Annotated in this window: 16 protein-coding genes; 7 read left to right on the plus strand and 9 right to left on the minus strand. The window is 41.3% G+C overall.

Features of this window, described 5'->3' with window-relative positions:
* Nucleotides 1-20 precede the first annotated feature (20 nt).
* Both E3D81_RS04700 and E3D81_RS04705 read right to left on the minus strand, forming a co-directional pair.
* Nucleotides 21-749, minus strand: a complete 729-nt coding sequence (locus E3D81_RS04700) for a DUF3307 domain-containing protein (RefSeq protein ID WP_099367441.1) — start codon at nt 747-749, stop codon at nt 21-23.
* Nucleotides 742-1344: a SatD family protein gene (locus E3D81_RS04705; RefSeq protein WP_099367440.1), complete on the minus strand. Its 603-nt coding sequence runs from the start codon at nt 1342-1344 to the stop codon at nt 742-744. The genes E3D81_RS04700 and E3D81_RS04705 overlap by 8 nt, the downstream gene beginning before the upstream one ends.
* A gap of 192 nt (nt 1345-1536) precedes the next feature.
* On the opposite strand from E3D81_RS04705, the gene E3D81_RS04710 reads away from it, so the two are divergent.
* Nucleotides 1537-2412, plus strand: coding sequence for a PPK2 family polyphosphate kinase (locus tag E3D81_RS04710; RefSeq protein ID WP_134776608.1), 876 nt, complete (start codon nt 1537-1539; stop codon nt 2410-2412).
* Nucleotides 2413-2444: 32 nt separating this feature from the next.
* Here the strand turns inward: E3D81_RS04710 and E3D81_RS04715 are convergent, their stop codons facing one another.
* On the minus strand, nt 2445-3233 hold the full coding sequence (locus E3D81_RS04715) for an SDR family NAD(P)-dependent oxidoreductase (protein ID WP_134776609.1): 789 nt from the start codon (nt 3231-3233) through the stop codon (nt 2445-2447).
* A 9-nt stretch (nt 3234-3242) separates the two neighbouring features.
* Nucleotides 3243-3704, minus strand: coding sequence for a hypothetical protein (locus E3D81_RS04720; protein WP_245153284.1), 462 nt, complete (start codon nt 3702-3704; stop codon nt 3243-3245).
* A gap of 145 nt (nt 3705-3849) precedes the next feature.
* On the opposite strand from E3D81_RS04720, the gene E3D81_RS04725 reads away from it, so the two are divergent.
* The 4 genes from E3D81_RS04725 to kdsB all read left to right on the plus strand — a co-directional run bounded on the left by E3D81_RS04725 (nt 3850) and on the right by kdsB (nt 6896).
* Nucleotides 3850-4230 (plus strand): hypothetical protein, encoded by a 381-nt coding sequence (locus E3D81_RS04725; RefSeq protein WP_099367437.1) that lies wholly within the window; start codon nt 3850-3852, stop codon nt 4228-4230.
* A gap of 38 nt (nt 4231-4268) precedes the next feature.
* Nucleotides 4269-5267 carry a tryptophan--tRNA ligase gene (gene trpS / locus E3D81_RS04730; protein ID WP_134776610.1) on the plus strand — a complete coding sequence of 333 codons (999 nt, stop codon included), beginning with the start codon at nt 4269-4271 and terminating at the stop codon, nt 5265-5267.
* A gap of 6 nt (nt 5268-5273) precedes the next feature.
* Complete coding sequence (locus E3D81_RS04735; RefSeq protein WP_099367435.1) at nt 5274-5888, plus strand: deoxynucleoside kinase; 615 nt, start codon at nt 5274-5276, stop codon at nt 5886-5888.
* Nucleotides 5889-6155: 267 nt separating this feature from the next.
* Nucleotides 6156-6896: a 3-deoxy-manno-octulosonate cytidylyltransferase gene (gene kdsB, locus E3D81_RS04740; RefSeq protein ID WP_134776611.1), complete on the plus strand. Its 741-nt coding sequence runs from the start codon at nt 6156-6158 to the stop codon at nt 6894-6896.
* A 51-nt stretch (nt 6897-6947) separates the two neighbouring features.
* On the opposite strand, the gene E3D81_RS04745 is transcribed toward kdsB, so the two are convergent.
* Genes E3D81_RS04745 through E3D81_RS04755 form a run of 3 tightly spaced genes read right to left on the minus strand, consistent with a single transcriptional unit; the run spans nt 6948 to nt 9546 of the window.
* Nucleotides 6948-7853 carry an aldo/keto reductase gene (locus tag E3D81_RS04745; protein WP_134776612.1) on the minus strand — a complete coding sequence of 302 codons (906 nt, stop codon included), beginning with the start codon at nt 7851-7853 and terminating at the stop codon, nt 6948-6950.
* Complete coding sequence (locus E3D81_RS04750; RefSeq protein WP_134776613.1) at nt 7831-8517, minus strand: FKBP-type peptidyl-prolyl cis-trans isomerase; 687 nt, start codon at nt 8515-8517, stop codon at nt 7831-7833. The genes E3D81_RS04745 and E3D81_RS04750 overlap by 23 nt, the downstream gene beginning before the upstream one ends.
* Before the next feature lie 39 nt (nt 8518-8556).
* Nucleotides 8557-9546, minus strand: coding sequence for a glycosyltransferase family protein (locus E3D81_RS04755; protein ID WP_099367432.1), 990 nt, complete (start codon nt 9544-9546; stop codon nt 8557-8559).
* Nucleotides 9547-9657: 111 nt separating this feature from the next.
* Between E3D81_RS04755 and E3D81_RS04760 the strand changes: the two genes are divergently transcribed.
* Together E3D81_RS04760 and E3D81_RS04765 are read left to right on the plus strand one after the other, a co-directional pair.
* Complete coding sequence (locus E3D81_RS04760) at nt 9658-10617, plus strand: zinc dependent phospholipase C family protein (protein ID WP_134776614.1); 960 nt, start codon at nt 9658-9660, stop codon at nt 10615-10617.
* 34 nt (nt 10618-10651) lie between these two features.
* Nucleotides 10652-12529, plus strand: a complete 1878-nt coding sequence (locus E3D81_RS04765) for a TonB-dependent receptor plug domain-containing protein (protein WP_134776615.1) — start codon at nt 10652-10654, stop codon at nt 12527-12529.
* Between the two features lie 446 nt (nt 12530-12975).
* Here E3D81_RS04765 and trxA read toward each other — a convergent pair whose 3' ends face one another.
* Together trxA and dnaE are read right to left on the minus strand one after the other, a co-directional pair.
* Complete coding sequence (trxA, locus tag E3D81_RS04770; RefSeq protein ID WP_099367430.1) at nt 12976-13293, minus strand: thioredoxin; 318 nt, start codon at nt 13291-13293, stop codon at nt 12976-12978.
* 99 nt (nt 13294-13392) lie between these two features.
* Nucleotides 13393-17814 (minus strand): DNA polymerase III subunit alpha, encoded by a 4422-nt coding sequence (gene dnaE / locus E3D81_RS04775; protein ID WP_134776616.1) that lies wholly within the window; start codon nt 17812-17814, stop codon nt 13393-13395.
* Between the last annotated feature and the right edge of the window lie 60 nt (nt 17815-17874).

The following is a 17874-nucleotide window of genomic DNA, read 5'->3' on the forward strand; positions in this document are numbered from 1 at the left end:
ATATAGGTTTATGTTTGTTTTTATATTAAAATCAGTGCTTGTTTTAAGCCTAAGGCAATCAAGGTCCCTAACACAAAACTCAACAGTGTGCCAATCAGTACATATTCGGTGAATTTGGTATCTTTTGCATTGCTGAGGTCGCCAAATCGGAATATGGATTTGGCAGCCAAAAGAAAGCCGATGCCCTCCATGAAATCCAACAGAACGAAACATAAGATCATGACCCTTTCCAAAACCCCGATCAATTTTCCAGCCTCAAATAGGGTTTCCTTCCGTTTATTGTTGAACTCTACCTCTTGGTTCCATTTACTGATGTATACCCGAATAATGATCGGCACCACAAACAGCTGCATCATGATGGCTATGAGGTACAAAAGGATGGTATACGGATCTATTTGTCCGATGAGCGCGTTCCATTTCTCAGGATTATTGAAGAAAAACACGACAAGGATACTCCCGATATGCAGTAGCTGATCGATGATAAAGGCCAAGACCCCATGCTTAGGGAATTTTATCTCAAAACCGATCTTAGCACTATCAATGGCCAAATGTGCTGCTGTTAAAAAAAGGATGTTCTGCCAATTCCCGGTCAAATCCCAGGAGAAAAACAAGAATAATAATCCTGCATGAACAGCGATATGATAAAATAGGTATTGAATCTTAGCCGTTCTTTTTTCCACCCAAGACCTAGGTTGCAAAACAAAATCCCCAAGGATATGGGCCAGAAACATCAATAATAAACTAAGCATGTTTTCTTAATTCTTGTGTACAATATCGTATGACCTGTTGAATTTTCGCATAATTCGCCTTCCTGAGCTCTAAGCTCAATTGGCTCTGGTGCTTCCGACCTATTATTTCCAATAATTCCTGTTGGGTAGCCTCGGGGTTTTCCAATGCCGCTTTGACCGACTCCGCCATATTCACCGTCCATTGTTCGGCAATCAGACAGGCTAAGCTGGTTGTCAGGTTCAAGAAGGCATCCAAATCCTCGTTTTCGGATTTGAACAGGATACTTTCTTTCCCCAGATGATCAAATGCTTCGCCCGAATACACGAAGGCCGTGCCGGAAGCTTTTTTGATGTCGGGGTCTATATAGCTGATCTCTCCAATCCCTATCCCTAACCGAACATCCATATTTTCAAAACTTCTTAATGAAGCTTTCAAATGAAAAATAGTGGTAAACAACTGCTCTACGTCTACCTCAGCCTGGAAACTATCTCCCCGGAACACATCAAAACGCTGCGCATGGAGTCGAAGACTATGTTCTAATTCGGGCATCCACAATCCGATATCCTGGGATCTTGAATGCACTACATCTCCTGTTATGATGATTCGTTGGTTCATAATGATTGAATTTACTGTTTTATTTCCTAAATTTCCTTTATAATTTCTTTAGAATTATTTTCATCAAAAATATAACCGAAAACGATTATAAATCAGTTTATAACCAAATATAGTTATATTAGAATTTATAATCAAAATTAATTATAATTAAGAATATAATCAAATAACGTTATAATCAGATAAAAAAGCAATATGGCGAATTATGCAAAGAAACTAACGGCTGATAAGGATTTTAAGCTTTCCGATCATCCCTCCAAATTCCAAGAGGATATCAGTTCGGATGAAGCGAAAGAAAAATTGAAGGAACTGCGCAAAAAAATAGCTGACCTGCAGGACAAGATGTATGCCGATGACCGATATAGTGTCCTTATCTGCCTTCAAGGCATGGATACGGCCGGAAAAGACTCTTTAATCAGGGAAGTCTTCAAGGCAATGAATGTGCGAGGGGTCGTGGTGGAAAGTTTCAAAACCCCTAGCGAGGAGGAACTGCAGCATGATTACCTTTGGCGACATGAAATCAAATTACCGCAGAAAGGAAAGTTCACTGTTTTTAACCGAACGCATTATGAGAATGTTTTGGTTACCAGGGTTCATCCTGAATATCTATTGAACGAACGCATACCGGGAATCACCGACCCCAAGAAATTGCCGAAGAATTTTTGGGATATGCGTTTCGAGCAGATCAACAATTTTGAGAAAAGATTGGCGGAAAACGGGATGATCATCTTCAAGTTCTTCCTGAACCTTGGTAAGGAAGAGCAGAAGAACAGGCTATTGAGCCGTTTGGAGGAAGAGGAAAAGAATTGGAAGTTCTCCCCTGGCGATTTGGAAGAAAGAGCTTTATGGGACAAATACCAAGTATGCTATGAAGACGCGATCAAAAACACCAGTAAAAAACATGCGCCATGGTATGTTATCCCCTCAGACAGCAAACCCGTAAGCCGGTATCTCGTTGCGCAGATCATTTACGATGTACTATCACAGTACAAGGATATCCAATACCCGGAAATGCCGGAAGAAATGGAAGAGAACAAAAGATTATATAAAGAACAATTGGAAGCTGAATAGCTTCCAATTAGAATATATCTTAAAAAAAACCTTTAAAAAACCACTTTAGAAAGTCCACCATCCAAGGGGATGCTGGCACCATTGAGATAAGAGGCATAATCTGAAGCCAAGAAGGTGACTAAAAAGCCATATTCGGCAGGTAATCCCAATCTTTTTGATGGAATGCTTTCCAATCGCTGCTGCTTGACATCTTCCAGGGGAATTCCCTGTTGTTTGGCTTGTCCTTCCATCAGACTATGTAAGCGCTCAGTATCGAAATAGCCCGTCATAATGGAATTAACGGTAATTCCATCCTTGGCTACGGCAGCAGAAAGGGATTTGCTCCAGCTGACCAGGGCAATCCGCATACTGTTGGAAAGGACCAGGTTATCCTGTGGCTCTTTAACGGTTAGCGATGAAACATTGATGATCCGGCCGAATCCCTGCTTTCTCATATGGGGCAATGCCAATTCGCTGGCAATTACCGCATTCTGGAACAAGAGATCAAAAGCTACCTGATAATCCGTTTCCTTTTTCGATAGGACATTGCCCGGTTGAGGACCATTGGTATTGTTCAATAAAACATCAATGTGATGTTTACCAAAAAAGTCCTTCAACACGGCTTTATGTTTTTCCAGATCATTAAAATCCGTGATCACATAGCCATGCTGTTGCCCTTTGGCATCATCCAATTCCGCAACTACGGCCTTAAGCTTCTCTTCATTTCTCGCCATCACGAACACCTCAGCTCCTGCCGAAGCTAATTGCAATGCTATCCCTTTTCCAATTCCATCCGAACCACCTCCTACTAAGGCCTTTTTTCCACTAAGATCTATTAACATGTATACATTTTATTTTTCGTCGTTCTTCGGATAACCTTCTTCATCAAGGTCATCCCTATAATCTTCCGGATTTCGGGATAGGGCCTCATCTTCCTTAGAAACGCGTATAGCGCGATCGTCCGTGATCCGCATATTATTATCCTCCAGCTCTTCTTGCTGCAAATCTTCCCGATCGGCATATTCCTCTCCAACATAAGGGTTCGAATTATCAAAGGTAGAATCATCATCCTGAGCACCTTCACTGATCGTATCGTAATCCATTGGATGATCCCAATCTGGATCTTCATCATTCACATCCAATTCAAAACTATCTTCTTCTTCATTATAGGCCAGATCCTGCGGATCGGTAGGTCCCTGCTCATCGATTTCTTCTGTGCCCTCATCCAAGATTTCCTGACCTTGTTCTAGGTTTTCCGCTTCGTTTTCCAGGTTTTCTTCTAGATTCTTTTTGTTGTTTTTCGAATTTTCCATGATCGATAATTTAAATATACACTTTTCTTAATAACCCCCAAAAAGCCTTAAAAGTTTGCCTAAAAGCCTGAATTATGCCTGATTATATATAGGATATTAAAGAATTAACGTTATATTTACATATAACAATTATAAACTTTCTACTATGCAAACTAAAACTGAATACCTTATTTGGGACAAGATTGTCTGTAGTGCAAAAAGTCGTTTTGATGCTGAACTCTATGCCAATAAGTTCAAGGATATGGCTCCGGAATTATTCGATAAATTGATATTGCATATCATTGTTGGCTTTGCATCTGGGGAAGATCACGATAGTATAGCTATTAATTTACACAATGAAATTGAGCATTTGGGCATTGAAGTCCGTGAAGGCGTGGTCGATGCGATTGTTTCCGACAAACATGTGCTCTTCTCATCAGAAATCTACGCGGCCTACCTCACTTTCTCCATGTTGGAGGACGGAAACAACGAAGCAGAAGTGCTTGGCTATGTGACCGACCTATTGGAGCATCCACAGTTATATTAGGGTGATTTATTTCCAATATTTGCATATCTTTGCAACATATGGAAACCGTTGTTAGTGGTATTAGAAGTACCGGAAAATTACACCTAGGAAACTATTATGGAGCATTGCGCAATTTCGTTAAAATGCAGAACGAATACAATTGCTTCTTTTTTATAGCCGACCTTCACTCGTTAACTACACACCCTACCCCACAGGACCTAACCAGTACTGTGCGCCAAGTGGTTGTTGAATATTTAGCTGCCGGATTGGATCCTGAAAAATCCACCATCTATGTACAATCTGATGTGCCTGAGGTAGCTGAATTATATTTATACATGAACATGAACGCTTACCTGGGCGAACTGGAGCGTTCTACCGCTTTCAAGGACAAGGTAAGAGCAAACCCAAATAATGTCAATGCAGGTCTATTGACTTATCCTGTTTTGATGGCTTGTGATATTTTGATCCACCATGCGACCAAAGTACCGGTTGGTAAAGATCAGGAACAGCATCTGGAGATGACACGTACCTTCGGTAACCGTTTCAACCGGTTGTATAATGTGGATTATTTCCAAGAGTCCTTCGCCTTTACCTATTCCGACAAACTGATCAAGATCCCTGGATTGAGTGGTCAGGGAAAAATGGGGAAATCCAATGGTGATGCCGATTGTATCTACCTTTCCGATCCTGCAGAGTCGATCCGTAAAAAGATCATGCGTGCAGTGACGGATGCTGGACCTACCGGTTTGAACCAGGAAAAACCAGAAGCGGTTCAGAATCTATTCGATTTAATGAAAGTGGTCTCTACACCGGATACCTTGGCCCATTTTGATGGCCTGTACAACAATTGCGAAATCAGATATGGTGATTTCAAAAAACAATTGGCAGAGGATATGGTATTGGCAACCAATGAGGTGAGAACACGTATCGAAGAAATCGATAAGGATGATGCCTATATTGCGAAAGTACTTAAACTGGGTGCAGATAAGGCACAGGCTAGTGCGCAAAAAACATTGAAAGAGGTAAGAGAAATCATTGGTCTTAAAAAACTATATTAATCAGATATGCATATAGCCATTGTTGGAAATATTGGTGCTGGAAAGACGACTTTAACCGAGCGTCTTGCCAAACACCTCAACTTTGAACCCCAATTTGAAGCCGTAGATAACAACCCATATCTGGAGGATTTCTACAGCGATATGAAACGTTGGGCCTTTAACCTACAGATATTTTTTCTGAACAGCCGTTTCCGTCATATTGTTGATCTGCAGAACCGCGGGATCAATATGATCCAAGACCGTACGATCTATGAAGATGCTTACATCTTTGCAGAGAACTTGTACGATATGGGATTGATGAGTGAACGGGATTTTGAGAATTATAGCGATATCTTCCAAAGTATCATCCATTATATCAAACCACCGGATTTATTGATTTATTTGAAGGCATCAGTGCCTACATTGGTGAATAATATTCAGAAACGTGGTAGAGATTATGAATCGGGGATAAGATTGGATTACCTTTCCAAATTGAACGAGAAGTATGAAAAATGGATCGGGAATTATAAGGATGGGAAATTGTTGATCTTGGATAAGGATAATTTGGATTTCGCGAATAATTCTGAGGATTTAGGAATTATTATTCAAAAGATTGAAACGGAGTTATTTGGCTTGTTTTAGGCTTGATAGTGTAAGGAAAATCCGTCATTGTAAAAACACGTCATTGCGAAAGCACGTCATTGCGAGGAGGCACGACGAAGCAATCTTTCTTTTAGTGTCATCCTGAGCAGCGTCTTTATCATCCTGAGCAGCGTCGAAGGATCTGTACGGGTACCAATTGTAGATGCTTCGACTTCGCTCAGCATGACAAGACTAAAGATTGCTTCGTTCCTAGCAATGACGATAAGATTGCTTCGTTCCTCGCAATGACGTAAAAACAAAAAAATCATGAAAGTAATAGGTATCATCCCAGCACGTTACGAATCAACCCGCTTCCCTGGCAAGCCTTTAATAGACATTGCCGGATTGACCATGATCCAACGTGTCTACAACCAAGCTAAAAACGCTTCCTCCTTACACGAAGTCATCGTCGCGACCGACGACCAACGAATCTTCGACCACGTACAAAGCTTTGCAGGAAATGTCATGATGACCAGCAACACCCATCAATCAGGAACTGATCGATGCGCTGAAATCATAAAAAAAACAGCTGGTTTCGATGTTGCCATTAACATCCAAGGCGATGAACCTTTCATAGATCCCAACCAGATCGACCTTCTCGTATCCTGCTTCCAACAGGAAGACACCCAGATTGCTACATTAATAAGAAAAATCGAACAGCTCGAAGACCTCCAAAACTTCAATAAACCAAAGGTGGTTATCAACAAGCAACTGGAAGCTATCTATTTTTCCCGTCAACCCATTCCCTATTTCCGGGGAAAAGAAATGAAAGATTGGTTGAACCAGATGGATTATTACAACCATATCGGTATCTACGGCTATCGCAGCGACATTCTACAAGATTTAACAGCACTACCCCTATCCTCCCTAGAATCAGCAGAATCCTTAGAACAACTGAGATGGATCGAAAATGGGTACAAAATAAAAACGGCTATTTCTAGCCATTTAAATGAATCTATTGATACCCCTGAGGATCTTCAAATTATCCTTAAAAAATATTTTAGTTAACAGGTTTTAAATGATCCGAATAGCTGGATTAACAGCTTAGAATACCTTCCCCTATCTTCTATGCTCCGCATATTTGATTTCCGGAAGCAAGGCCATAATCTGGTCATAATCCGGTAGACTTAGCTTCTCCATTTCCTCCATGGCTTTTCCCAGCTCCTGAGCTTGGGCTTTCGTACGAATTCCCACCACCGAACAAAGAACCGGTTGATGTAATAGTGGATATTTCAACGCCAGCGCCATCGCAGATACATTCAATTCCTTTGCCGTTTCCTCCACCGCCTTCTGAATCTTCAATACCTGATGCACCGGAATACTGAGGTATTTCTGCGCAGGTTTGTTCAACATCAATCCCTGAGCTACCGTCCCTCTAGCAAAAACAGCAATCCCTTCTTCCTTGAGCTTCGAGAAAAATTCCTCTGGCCTCCTATCCAACAGACTGTATTGCATCATGTTGGAAACAATCTGGCTCTTCTCCGCATATTTCAGAAAGACGTTTGGCCGAATGGAGGAAATCCCATATTCCTTTATTTTTCCTTGCTCCTTCAACAGCTCAAAAGCCTCTATAATCTCATCAAATGGATCATCCAAAGTTCCACCATGCAGTTGATAAAGATCAAGGTAATCCGTTTTCAAGCGGCCAAGGCTTTCCTCCACCGCCGAGAGAATATGCTTCTTAGAAGGAACCCAATCCCACCCAGAACCATCCGATCGCCATTTGTTACCAACTTTAGAGGCCAATACCCAATCCTGACGTTTTCCCTGCAACAACCTTCCGATCAGTTCCTCATTCTTTCCTTTATCATAGAGGTCCGAAGTATCCAGGTAATTGATCCCGTAGCTCGAGGCTCGTTCTAAAATCCGATCATTGGTCGATTCATGCCCCTGCATAAAGGACATTGCTCCCAATCCGATTTCAGAAACCTGAAGATTTCCCTTATAAAGCTTGTTTAACTTCATTCAATGGCTCCTTTCTCACTTCCAACAATTCTACTTCAAAAATTAAGGTACTATAGGCAGGAATCGGACCAGAAGCTCTTTCGCCATACCCGAATTGGTAAGGGATAAAAAACTTATACTTCGATCCGGCTTTCATTAATGGAACGCCTCTTTTCCAGCCTTCAATCATATCTTCCAATTGGATAGTGATCGGTTCGCCCCTATCATAGGAACTATCAAAAGAGGTTCCATCAATTAAAGATCCTTTATAATGAATCACAACCGTATCGGTTAATGTCGGCTGTAATCCCTTTCCTTCGGTGATCACTTGGTATTGTATACCATCTGCTGTTTCCTTAACCCCTGCCACTTTCTTATTCTGCAACAAAAAATCAGCACCTGCTTTTTTTAGTTTTGCCTGTTTTTCTTCAGAAACACGTTGCATACCTTTCTGGATGACCTCTTCTTTTTGCGTATCATCGAATAGCATTTTCTTGCCATCCAACACATCTTTAAATGCGTTGGTCAAAATCTGCGAATTCACGGGAAGATCCATCCTCTTCAGATATCCCGCCAAATCCTGCCCTAAGGCATAAGCTAAGGAATCGTTGGCCGTTTTTAAGGTCTGCGCTTGGGATAGACTGATCCCCGCCAATAAAAATATACTGATTAAAAATGCTTTCATTAGGTATGATTGTGTAAATTATGATTTATGATTGATAAATTAAGATTTATGATTGTTTAATATGTTTTCAACGATAGCATCGGTACAGTCCGGATAATCCACCTTTACCTTTGATTTGGCATTCAACCAAGATTCAATTTCCAGTTCCGATTTCTTTTTCAAACTTTTAATTACCGGAACGCCAATCTCTTCCAATGAGGCTGCATTCAGATGTTGCTCGTATTGGTTTTTCATCGGAATTACCAGTAATTTTTTCTGAAGATACAATGCTTCTGCTGGAGTTTCAAATCCTGCACCACATAAAATCCCCGAAGCAGTCGCCATGGACTTCACAAAAGCATCACTGTTGATGGGGTTGATGGTTACATTCTTTAATTGAAATGGCTTTTTGTTATGCTTGGAATAGACCTCCCATTTCACATCAGGAAAACGGGATAGATGCTTTAATAGATGGGCATCGTCGTACGATGGTAAATAGACCGTATAATGTCCATTGTCTACTGCGTCCAATTCGCGTACAGAATTACGAATAACCGGTGTAAATATATGCTGCGCATAACTTTTGAAATGGAACCCATAGGAATGCGTAGATGGAGCATAATTCTTCATGATGAACTTGCCTAGCATATCCGTTTCTTCTGGTTTAGGACTCGCCGGATCAAAAGCTCCAATCTGATGGCTCAAACCAATACAAGGCTTCTCCTTAAAATAACATGCCCAAGCGGAGATCGGTTCAAAATCATTGATCACGAGATCATATTGCTCCACGGGCACCGAATTGACCTCCTTCACAAACTTCCGGACAGTAGAACTCATAAACGTACGCCATAGGTCTACCCCCCCGCTTTTACCAAATATGAAACTCAGGCCATGGTACCGGTATTTCACTTCAAATGGCAGAATAATATCGGCTTGAATCCCGCTGACCAGTACATCTACTTCAGCATGTTTTCGAAGGGATGGAATAATATCTATCGCTCGGCATAAGTGCCCATTTCCAGTTCCTTGAACAGCATATAATATCTTCATCGAAATATTTTGGAACCCCAAATTAACAATATTCAATGAATAAGTAAACGTTTAAATATTAACATTCAATGAATTATTTCTTTAATTTAACCTAAACATTTGTTATTCAACATGAAACCCCTTTTCATTAGCCTTTTTATTTTATACTTATTTTCCGATAAACCAAAGTGGGGATTTTTTGCGCATAGATTAATTAATGAAAATGCAGTCTATACCCTTCCCCATCCGTTAAATTCCTTTTTCAAAAGCCATATTTATCGCATAACTTCCTCCGCCATTAATGCGGACAAAAGGGTTTACATCGATACTGCCGAAGGCAAAAGACATTTTATTGATTTGGATCGATGGCAGCCTAATGATGTTTCATTTGACCTTAATATGGATTCTTTAGACAACAATGAAGATTCTTTAGACCAATCCTTGGATACCTTGATGGTTCCCTGGTATAAATTAAAGGCTAGACAGGATCGTTTTAATTTCCTCCAACATGGCATGATCCCTTGGCAGATCGAAATCTCCTATCAGAACCTGGTCTATGCATTTCAAGAAAAAAACACCAAAAACATTATTAAACATGCTGCAGATCTTGGGCATTACATCGCCGATGCACATGTTCCCTTGCATACCAGCAGCAATTATAATGGACAGTTCAGTAATCAATTAGGTATTCATGCCCTTTGGGAATCGCGGCTTCCAGAGCGTTTTTTTGAAAACTATAACCTTATGGTAGGTACGGCAAGTTATATAGATCATGTTCCATCTTTTGCATGGCAAACCATTAAGGAAAGCCATGCTCGTTTGGACTCTGTGTTGCTGTTGGAAAAAACCACGGCAGATAGACTACCTGATCTCCATCACAAATCCTTTCAAGCAAGAGGCAACAGTATTCTTCACACTTATTCCAATGCCTATTTAGATTTATACCATGAATTATTGGAAGGTATGGTGGAACGGAGGATGCAGAAATCCATCCATGCAGTAGGTTCGTTATGGTGGAGTGCTTGGATTGATGCAGGCCAACCTGACCTACCTATTCAAACGAAGAAAGACAAAACAGAAAGCTTCAATTAAAAATATTTCGATACCTTTGGCAAATTTATTTTATATGAAATACGCCTCCAAGCTATTACTAATCTTAAGTTCAGTACCAACCCTATTATTAGCGCAGCAATCCCAAACGGACAGCACCCAATTACAGGAAGTTCATATTCAAGGGAATAGACTTCAGATACCGGTCAGTCAATCGAGCCGAAACATACAGATCATTAGTCAGAAAGAGATTCAATCCTTGCCCAGCACCAGCATCAACGAAGTTCTTCGTTATGCAGCTGGAGTGGATATCAGGCAGCGTGGCCCCTTCGGCACCCAGGCTGATGCTGGGATCGATGGTGGTAGTTTTGATCAGACCATTTTATTGGTAAATGGAATCAAGTTCTCCGATCCACAAACTGGTCACCATATGTTGAATATTCCGGTTCCATTGGAAGCTATCGAACGTATCGAGATCCTTCGTGGTCCTGCCTCTCGAATATTCGGAATTAACGGACTGACAGGAGCAATTAATATCGTTACGAAAAAGGCGGATAGCCATAGCATCTTTGCCCATACCTATGCGGGATCTTCCTTTGAAAACCGTGAAGAGGAAGGAAAGAAAGGGATATATTGGGGAAAAGGTATTCAGCTAGGTGGAACAATTTCTACCGAAAAGCAACAACATCAGCTTTACCTGACCAAGGAAAATTCAAATGGACAACGATATAATACGGCTTCTGATAATGAAAAAATCTACTATCAGAATCAATTCCAGTTCAATGATCGAAATGCCCTTCAAATGATGGCTGGATATATTAATAATGAATTTGGTGCCAATGGCTATTATGCAGCGCCAGGTGATAAGGAATCGGAGGAACATGTGGAAACCGTTCATTATAGTTTGGCTTCTACGCATCAACTTGGAAATAAGTGGTTTATCAGTCCTAGGTTTAGCCATCGCTATAATGAAGATGATTATCGTTATTACCGAAACGACTTGAGCAAAGGTCGGTCTAAACATTATACCCATACCCTTTCAGGGGAGTTGAACGCAAGTTATAAAAGTGCGTATGGTGATCTTGGCCTAGGTTTGGAAACCCGCCAGGAGAAAATCAGCAGTTCGAATATCGGGAAGCATGAACGTGTGAATTTTGGGGCATATACGGAATTTAGGACAAGTCAGATTAAGAATTTCTTGATCAATTTGGGGGCTTATGTTAATTATAATTCAGATTATGATTGGCAGGTTTTTCCAGGGATTGATGTGAGTTATTTGATCGGTAATTATTGGCAGATTGCGGCAAGTACAGGGTCGAGCCAACGGATTCCTACCTTTACGGATCTTTATCTTAACCAAAGGCCAGCGAATATTGGAAATCCTGAACTGGTTTCTGAAAATGCATGGCAACATGATCTGACGCTGAAATTTAATAAGGATAGGATTGCTGCCAAAGCGGGTTATTTTTATCGGGATATTGATAATTTTATTGATTGGACGAGAGAAAGTACCGCTGTACCTTATCAGGCCATGAATTTAGGGAAAAACCAGGTGCATGGGGTTTTGGTAAATTTTAATTTGTTACAGCCTTTGGGAGTTGATCAATCCTTGAGATTTCAGGTGGATTATAATTATTTAGATCCTTCTATTATTAATAAGACTGAGAATAAGATATTAAAATACGGGATTAAAAGTTTGAAACATCAGTTAGTTGGAACGTTGAGTTATGAGGTTAAGGAATGGTCGTTTACTACAGCAAATAGGTATTTGGAACGAATTTCTGGAACGCCTTATTTTGTTTCTGATTTTAGGGTTGGGTATCAAAGAAATAATTTTAGGGTGTATGGTGATGTTCAGAATATTTTTGATGAGGAGTATCTGGAAATTGAAGCTGTGCCGTTATTGGGTAGATGGGTTACTTTGGGGGTACAGTATAATTTGAAGTTTAGATAGGTTTGTCCGTCAATGCGAGGAGAACTTACGCGTCATTGCGAGGAGGTTTCCACGTCAACGTACGGAAGTTTCCCCGTCATTGCGCCACCTGCGTCATTGCGAGGAGGCACGACGAAGCAATCTTTCTCCTCGTGTCATCCTGAGCAGCCTTTAAGTGTCATCCTGAGCAACCTTTAAGTGTCATCCTGAGCAGCGTCGAAGGATCTATACGGGTACCAAATGTAGATGCTTCGACTTCGCTCAGCATGACATGGGTAAAGATTGCTTCGTTCCTCGCAATGACGCGCCCCCAAGAACCTCCAACGCTCCCACCTACCTCCAACGCCGCATACCTACCTCCTACACCCCACACACCTACCTCCAATGCCCCCCATACCTCTTCCCAACAAAAAAAAGCTCAATTCCTACGAATTGAGCTTTTTATAAATCTTATATTCTTTACAAGATTACAATTGTTTATCTAATTTCTCAGCAAGAACAGATTTTGGAACTGCTCCAACTTGTTTGTCAACAATCTCACCGTTTTTAAAATATAATAACGCTGGGATATTACGGATACCGTAACGAACAGAAATATCTGGGTTGTTATCCACGTTAACTTTTCCAACTACTGCTTTACCTTCGTATTCTGTAGCAATTTCGTCAACCAATGGACCTACCATACGACATGGACCACACCATTCTGCCCAAAAATCAATTAAAACTGGTTTATCTGATTTTAATACAACTTCATCAAAGTTGCTGTCTGTAATTTCTAATGCCATACTTTTATGCTTATTTGATTTATCAATAGTATTTATACAAATATAATCATTCCCAACCTTATGCTATAGGTTTCCACTTAATAAAATTTCTATAGCTTATCAATTTAATCTATAATTCACCCCTTCCAACTCCTCTAAACCATCCAAAAACTCATTCGTAATAAAAATCTTACGCTTTTTCACCGGCATCTCAATCGTCAGTTCATCCTGCATATCCATGATTTTGAACTTCAATTGACAATTCGCCTCCTGCCCTTCAATATGGCAACAATTGATCAAACGCTCTAATTCTGCAATAAATTCCGAATCCAGTTTATGCAATGGAAATTGAATGGTAAAAGTTTTCGCCATCTTTTCCCGAAGATCCGAAAGCAATTGGATGTTCTTCAATTCAAATCCCCAGTTTCCTACCTGCTTAAATCTTTCCTGCACCAGTCCCCGGATCTGCACAAAATATCCTTCCTGTAGATATCCCTTGAATTTCACATAATCTTCACCAAAGACCATGATCTCATACGAATCCGAATAATCCTCAATAACAAAAGATCCGAAAGGTTTTCCAGATTTCGCCACACGATGATTCGCCGATTGGATAATCCCACCAACAACCACTTCCTTGTTCTTGATCCGATTGAATTCCAAAGCTACCTCCGGCTCCACCTCCGAAGCTTTCATCTTATTGATCATCTGCAATTCACTTACCTTATTCGCACAGAAATGCTTGATCTCAAATTTATAGTTATCCAATGGATGGCTGGTCAGGTAGATCCCGATCACATCCTTTTCATATTTCAACTTCTCGATCAAGCCCCAAGCAGTAGCCGGAGAAAAAGTAGGTTCTGGTAATTCCACCGATCCGCCAGACCCAAAAAGACTGGCCTGCGCAGAATTTTCATTCTCCTTGAATTTATGTGCAAATTTGATCGCTTTCTCAATTCCGGTACTGTTATCTGTATCCGAACTAAAGTATTGCGCCCGGTGGGTATCTTTAAAGGAATCAAATCCACCTGCATATGCCAAACTCTCAAAGGCCTTTTTATTGATCATCCGCAGATCTACCCTTTTCGCTAGATCAAACAGTGATTTATAAGGTCCAGAACTTCTACTCTCCACGATGGTCTCCACTGCTCCTGCACCAACCCCTTTCACAGCACCCATTCCGAATCGAATAGCTCCCTCCTCGTTTACCGTAAATTTATAATGCGATTCATTTACATCAGGCCCCAATACCACTAATCCCATCCTTCTACATTCTTCCATGAAGAAAGTGACTTGCTTGATGTCGTTCATGTTGTTTGAAAGCACTGCAGCCATATATTCTGCCGGATAATGTGCTTTTAAATAAGCGGTCTGATAGGCAATCCATGCATAACAGGTCGAGTGCGACTTGTTGAAGGCATAACTCGCAAAAGCTTCCCAGTCGGTCCAGATTTTCTCCAATACCTTTGCATTGTGCCCATTGGCTTCCGCCTGCGACACAAACTTAGGCTTCATTTTATCCAATACCGCCTTTTGTTTCTTACCCATCGCCTTACGCAAAACGTCGGCATCACCTTTAGAGAATCCTGCCAACTTCTGCGAAAGAAGCATTACCTGCTCCTGGTAAACCGTAATCCCATACGTTTCGCTCAGGTATTCCTCACATGCATCCAGGTCATAGGCAATTGGTTCAATTCCATGCTTCCTTTTAACGAAGGAAGGAATGTATTCCATCGGTCCCGGACGGTACAGTGCGTTCATGGCAATCAAATCCGCAAATACTGTAGGTTTCAGCTCCTTCATGTATTTCTGCATCCCCGGAGACTCATACTGGAAGATACCGATGGTTTCTCCACGTTGGAAAAGCTCATAAGTCTTTTCGTCGTCAATCGGGAAATGATCCGGATCCAGCTCAATATCGTGGCGTAATTTAACGTTGGTGACCGTATCTTTAATCAAGGTCAGGGTTTTCAACCCCAAAAAGTCCATCTTCAATAAGCCGGCGCTTTCCACCACCGAGTTATCAAATTGGGTAACATACAGATCGGAGTCCTTCGCCAAGGATACCGGAACAAAATTCGTAATATCATCTGGCGTAATAATAACTCCACAGGCATGGATCCCTGTATTGCGCATGGATCCTTCCAAAACACGCGCTTGTTTGATGGTTTCCGCCTCAAGACCAGCTCCATCAGCCAAATTCTTCAACTTATTGACTGCTTCCAATTCTTCCGAACGTAAAGCCTCCTTTAAGGCTTTATCCTCCATATTGAAAATCTTGCTCAGTTTGAGGTTGGGGATCAATTTGGCAATCTCATTAGCATCTGCCAAAGGCAGATCCAACACCCTTGCTGTATCCTTGATGGATGATTTCGCCGCCATGGTACCATAAGTAATGATCTGGGCCACTTGCGAAGCGCCGTACTTATCGATCACATACTGCATTACTCGACCACGCCCCTCATCATCAAAGTCGATATCAATATCCGGCATGGATACCCGGTCAGGATTCAAGAAACGCTCAAATAGTAGATCATATTTGATGGGGTCGATATTCGTAATTCCCAAACAATAAGCAACGGCAGAACCCGCTGCCGATCCACGACCTGGCCCCACAGAAACGCCCATATCTCGAGCCGCAGCAATGAAATCCTGTACGATCAAGAAATAACCTGGATATCCGGTTTTCTCGATGGTCGCCAATTCAAAATCCAAACGCTCGCGGATATCATCCGTAATTTCCTCATATCGCTTTTCTGCCCCTTTATAGGTTAAATGGGCAAGGAATGCATTTTCCCCTCTTTTTCCGCCATCCACATCATCTTCTGCATGTTGAAATTCCTCTGGAATCTCAAACTTCGGTAATAGTACATCCCGATTAAGTGAATACGTTTCGATCTTATCCAAAATCTCCTGGATATTGATGATGGCATCGGGCAGATCGGTAAAGGACTTTTTCATTTCCTCCGCCGATTTGAAATAATATTCTTGGTTCGGCATGCCGAATCGGAAACCTCTACCCCTACCTTTAGGCGTAGATAGTTTCTCCCCATCCTTTACACATAAAAGGATATCATGGGCATGCGCATCCGTTTTATTGACATAATAGGTATTGTTGGTAGCAACCATTTTAACCTGGTGCTTTTTAGCCAGTTCGATCAATGTAGCATTCACACGGTTCTCATCTTCCTGACCATGGCGCATGATCTCTATATACAGATCCTCGCCAAATAATTCCTTCCACCAGATCAAGGCTTCTTCAGCCTGGCTTTCACCAATATTCAAAACCTTACTAGGTACCTCACCATTCAGGTTACCGGTTAAAACGATCAGATGTTCTTTGTATCGTTCCACAACAGATTTATCAATCCGAGGCACATAATAGAAACCCTCAGTATAGGCAATAGATGCCATTTTGGCCATATTATGATAGCCTTCTTTATTTTTGGCCAGAAAAACTACCTGGTAACCGTTATCCTTGCGGGATTTATCTTTCCGATCATCACAGATATAGAACTCACAACCCACGATCGGTTTGATCGCTTGATCGGTAAAATCCTCGCCCTTTGCCAAGGCTTCCTCCCTTTTTGCTTCCAGGTCTTTATTATAGCCCAACACCTTACTTACAAAGTGAAAGGCTCCCATCATATTCCCATGATCGGTCATGGCTACAGCTGGCATTTTTTGCTTTGCAGCCGCCTGCACCAAACCGTCAATGGAGATGGTAGATTGCAGGACAGAAAATTGGGTATGGTTATGTAAATGGGCAAAACTTGCCTCTTGGAATCGTTTTAATGTTTCCGGATCGATGGTAACTGAAGCAATACCCGACTTTTCGCGAGCACGGATATCGTCCGATGCTGCTTTTAGATTGATATGCTTTAATCCTACTGATTCAACAACAGCAGGATGTTCTCTTTTGAACTCTACAAAATATCCGGTATCAACTTGAAGATCTGCTGGTGTATAAACCTCGCGACGCACCAACTCAAAGAAACAACGGGTTGTTGCTTCCACGTCGGCGGTTGCATTGTGTGCCTCCGCAAAAGGAACACCAAATAAATAACTGTGTAGTTCGGTAAGTGTAGGTAATTTGAACTTACCACCACGTCCACCTGGTAATTTCAATAGATCGGCAGTCACTTCTGTACAGGTATCCAAGATCTGCATCTTCCCCATGGGACTATCCACTTGGTACCTATAAAACTCAGCGCCCATGATGTTCAGGTCAAATCCGATGTTCTGACCTACTATAAATTTTGCTTTTGAAAGGGCTTCATTGAATTTGGATAAGACTTCCTGTAAAGGAACCCCTTCTTGCGTTGCCAATTCCGTAGAGATACCGTGAATTTTCTCCGAATCATAAGGGATATTAAAGCCATCCGGTTTAATCAGATAATCTTGATGCTCTACCAACCTACCCATTTCATCGTGCAATTGCCAAGCAATCTGAATACAACGCGGCCAATTATCTGTATCTGTAATTGGTGCATCCCAACGCTTCGGCAATCCCGTCGTCTCCGTATCAAAAATTATATACATAGTTTTCCCTCTGAACTAACAAAAATACTTAATAATTCCTTAAGATTGGAGCCAAATCTG

Origin of the sequence: Sphingobacterium sp. CZ-2 (genome assembly GCF_004526235.1) — a bacterium.
GTDB classification, from domain to species: Bacteria; Bacteroidota; Bacteroidia; order Sphingobacteriales; family Sphingobacteriaceae; genus Sphingobacterium; species Sphingobacterium tenebrionis.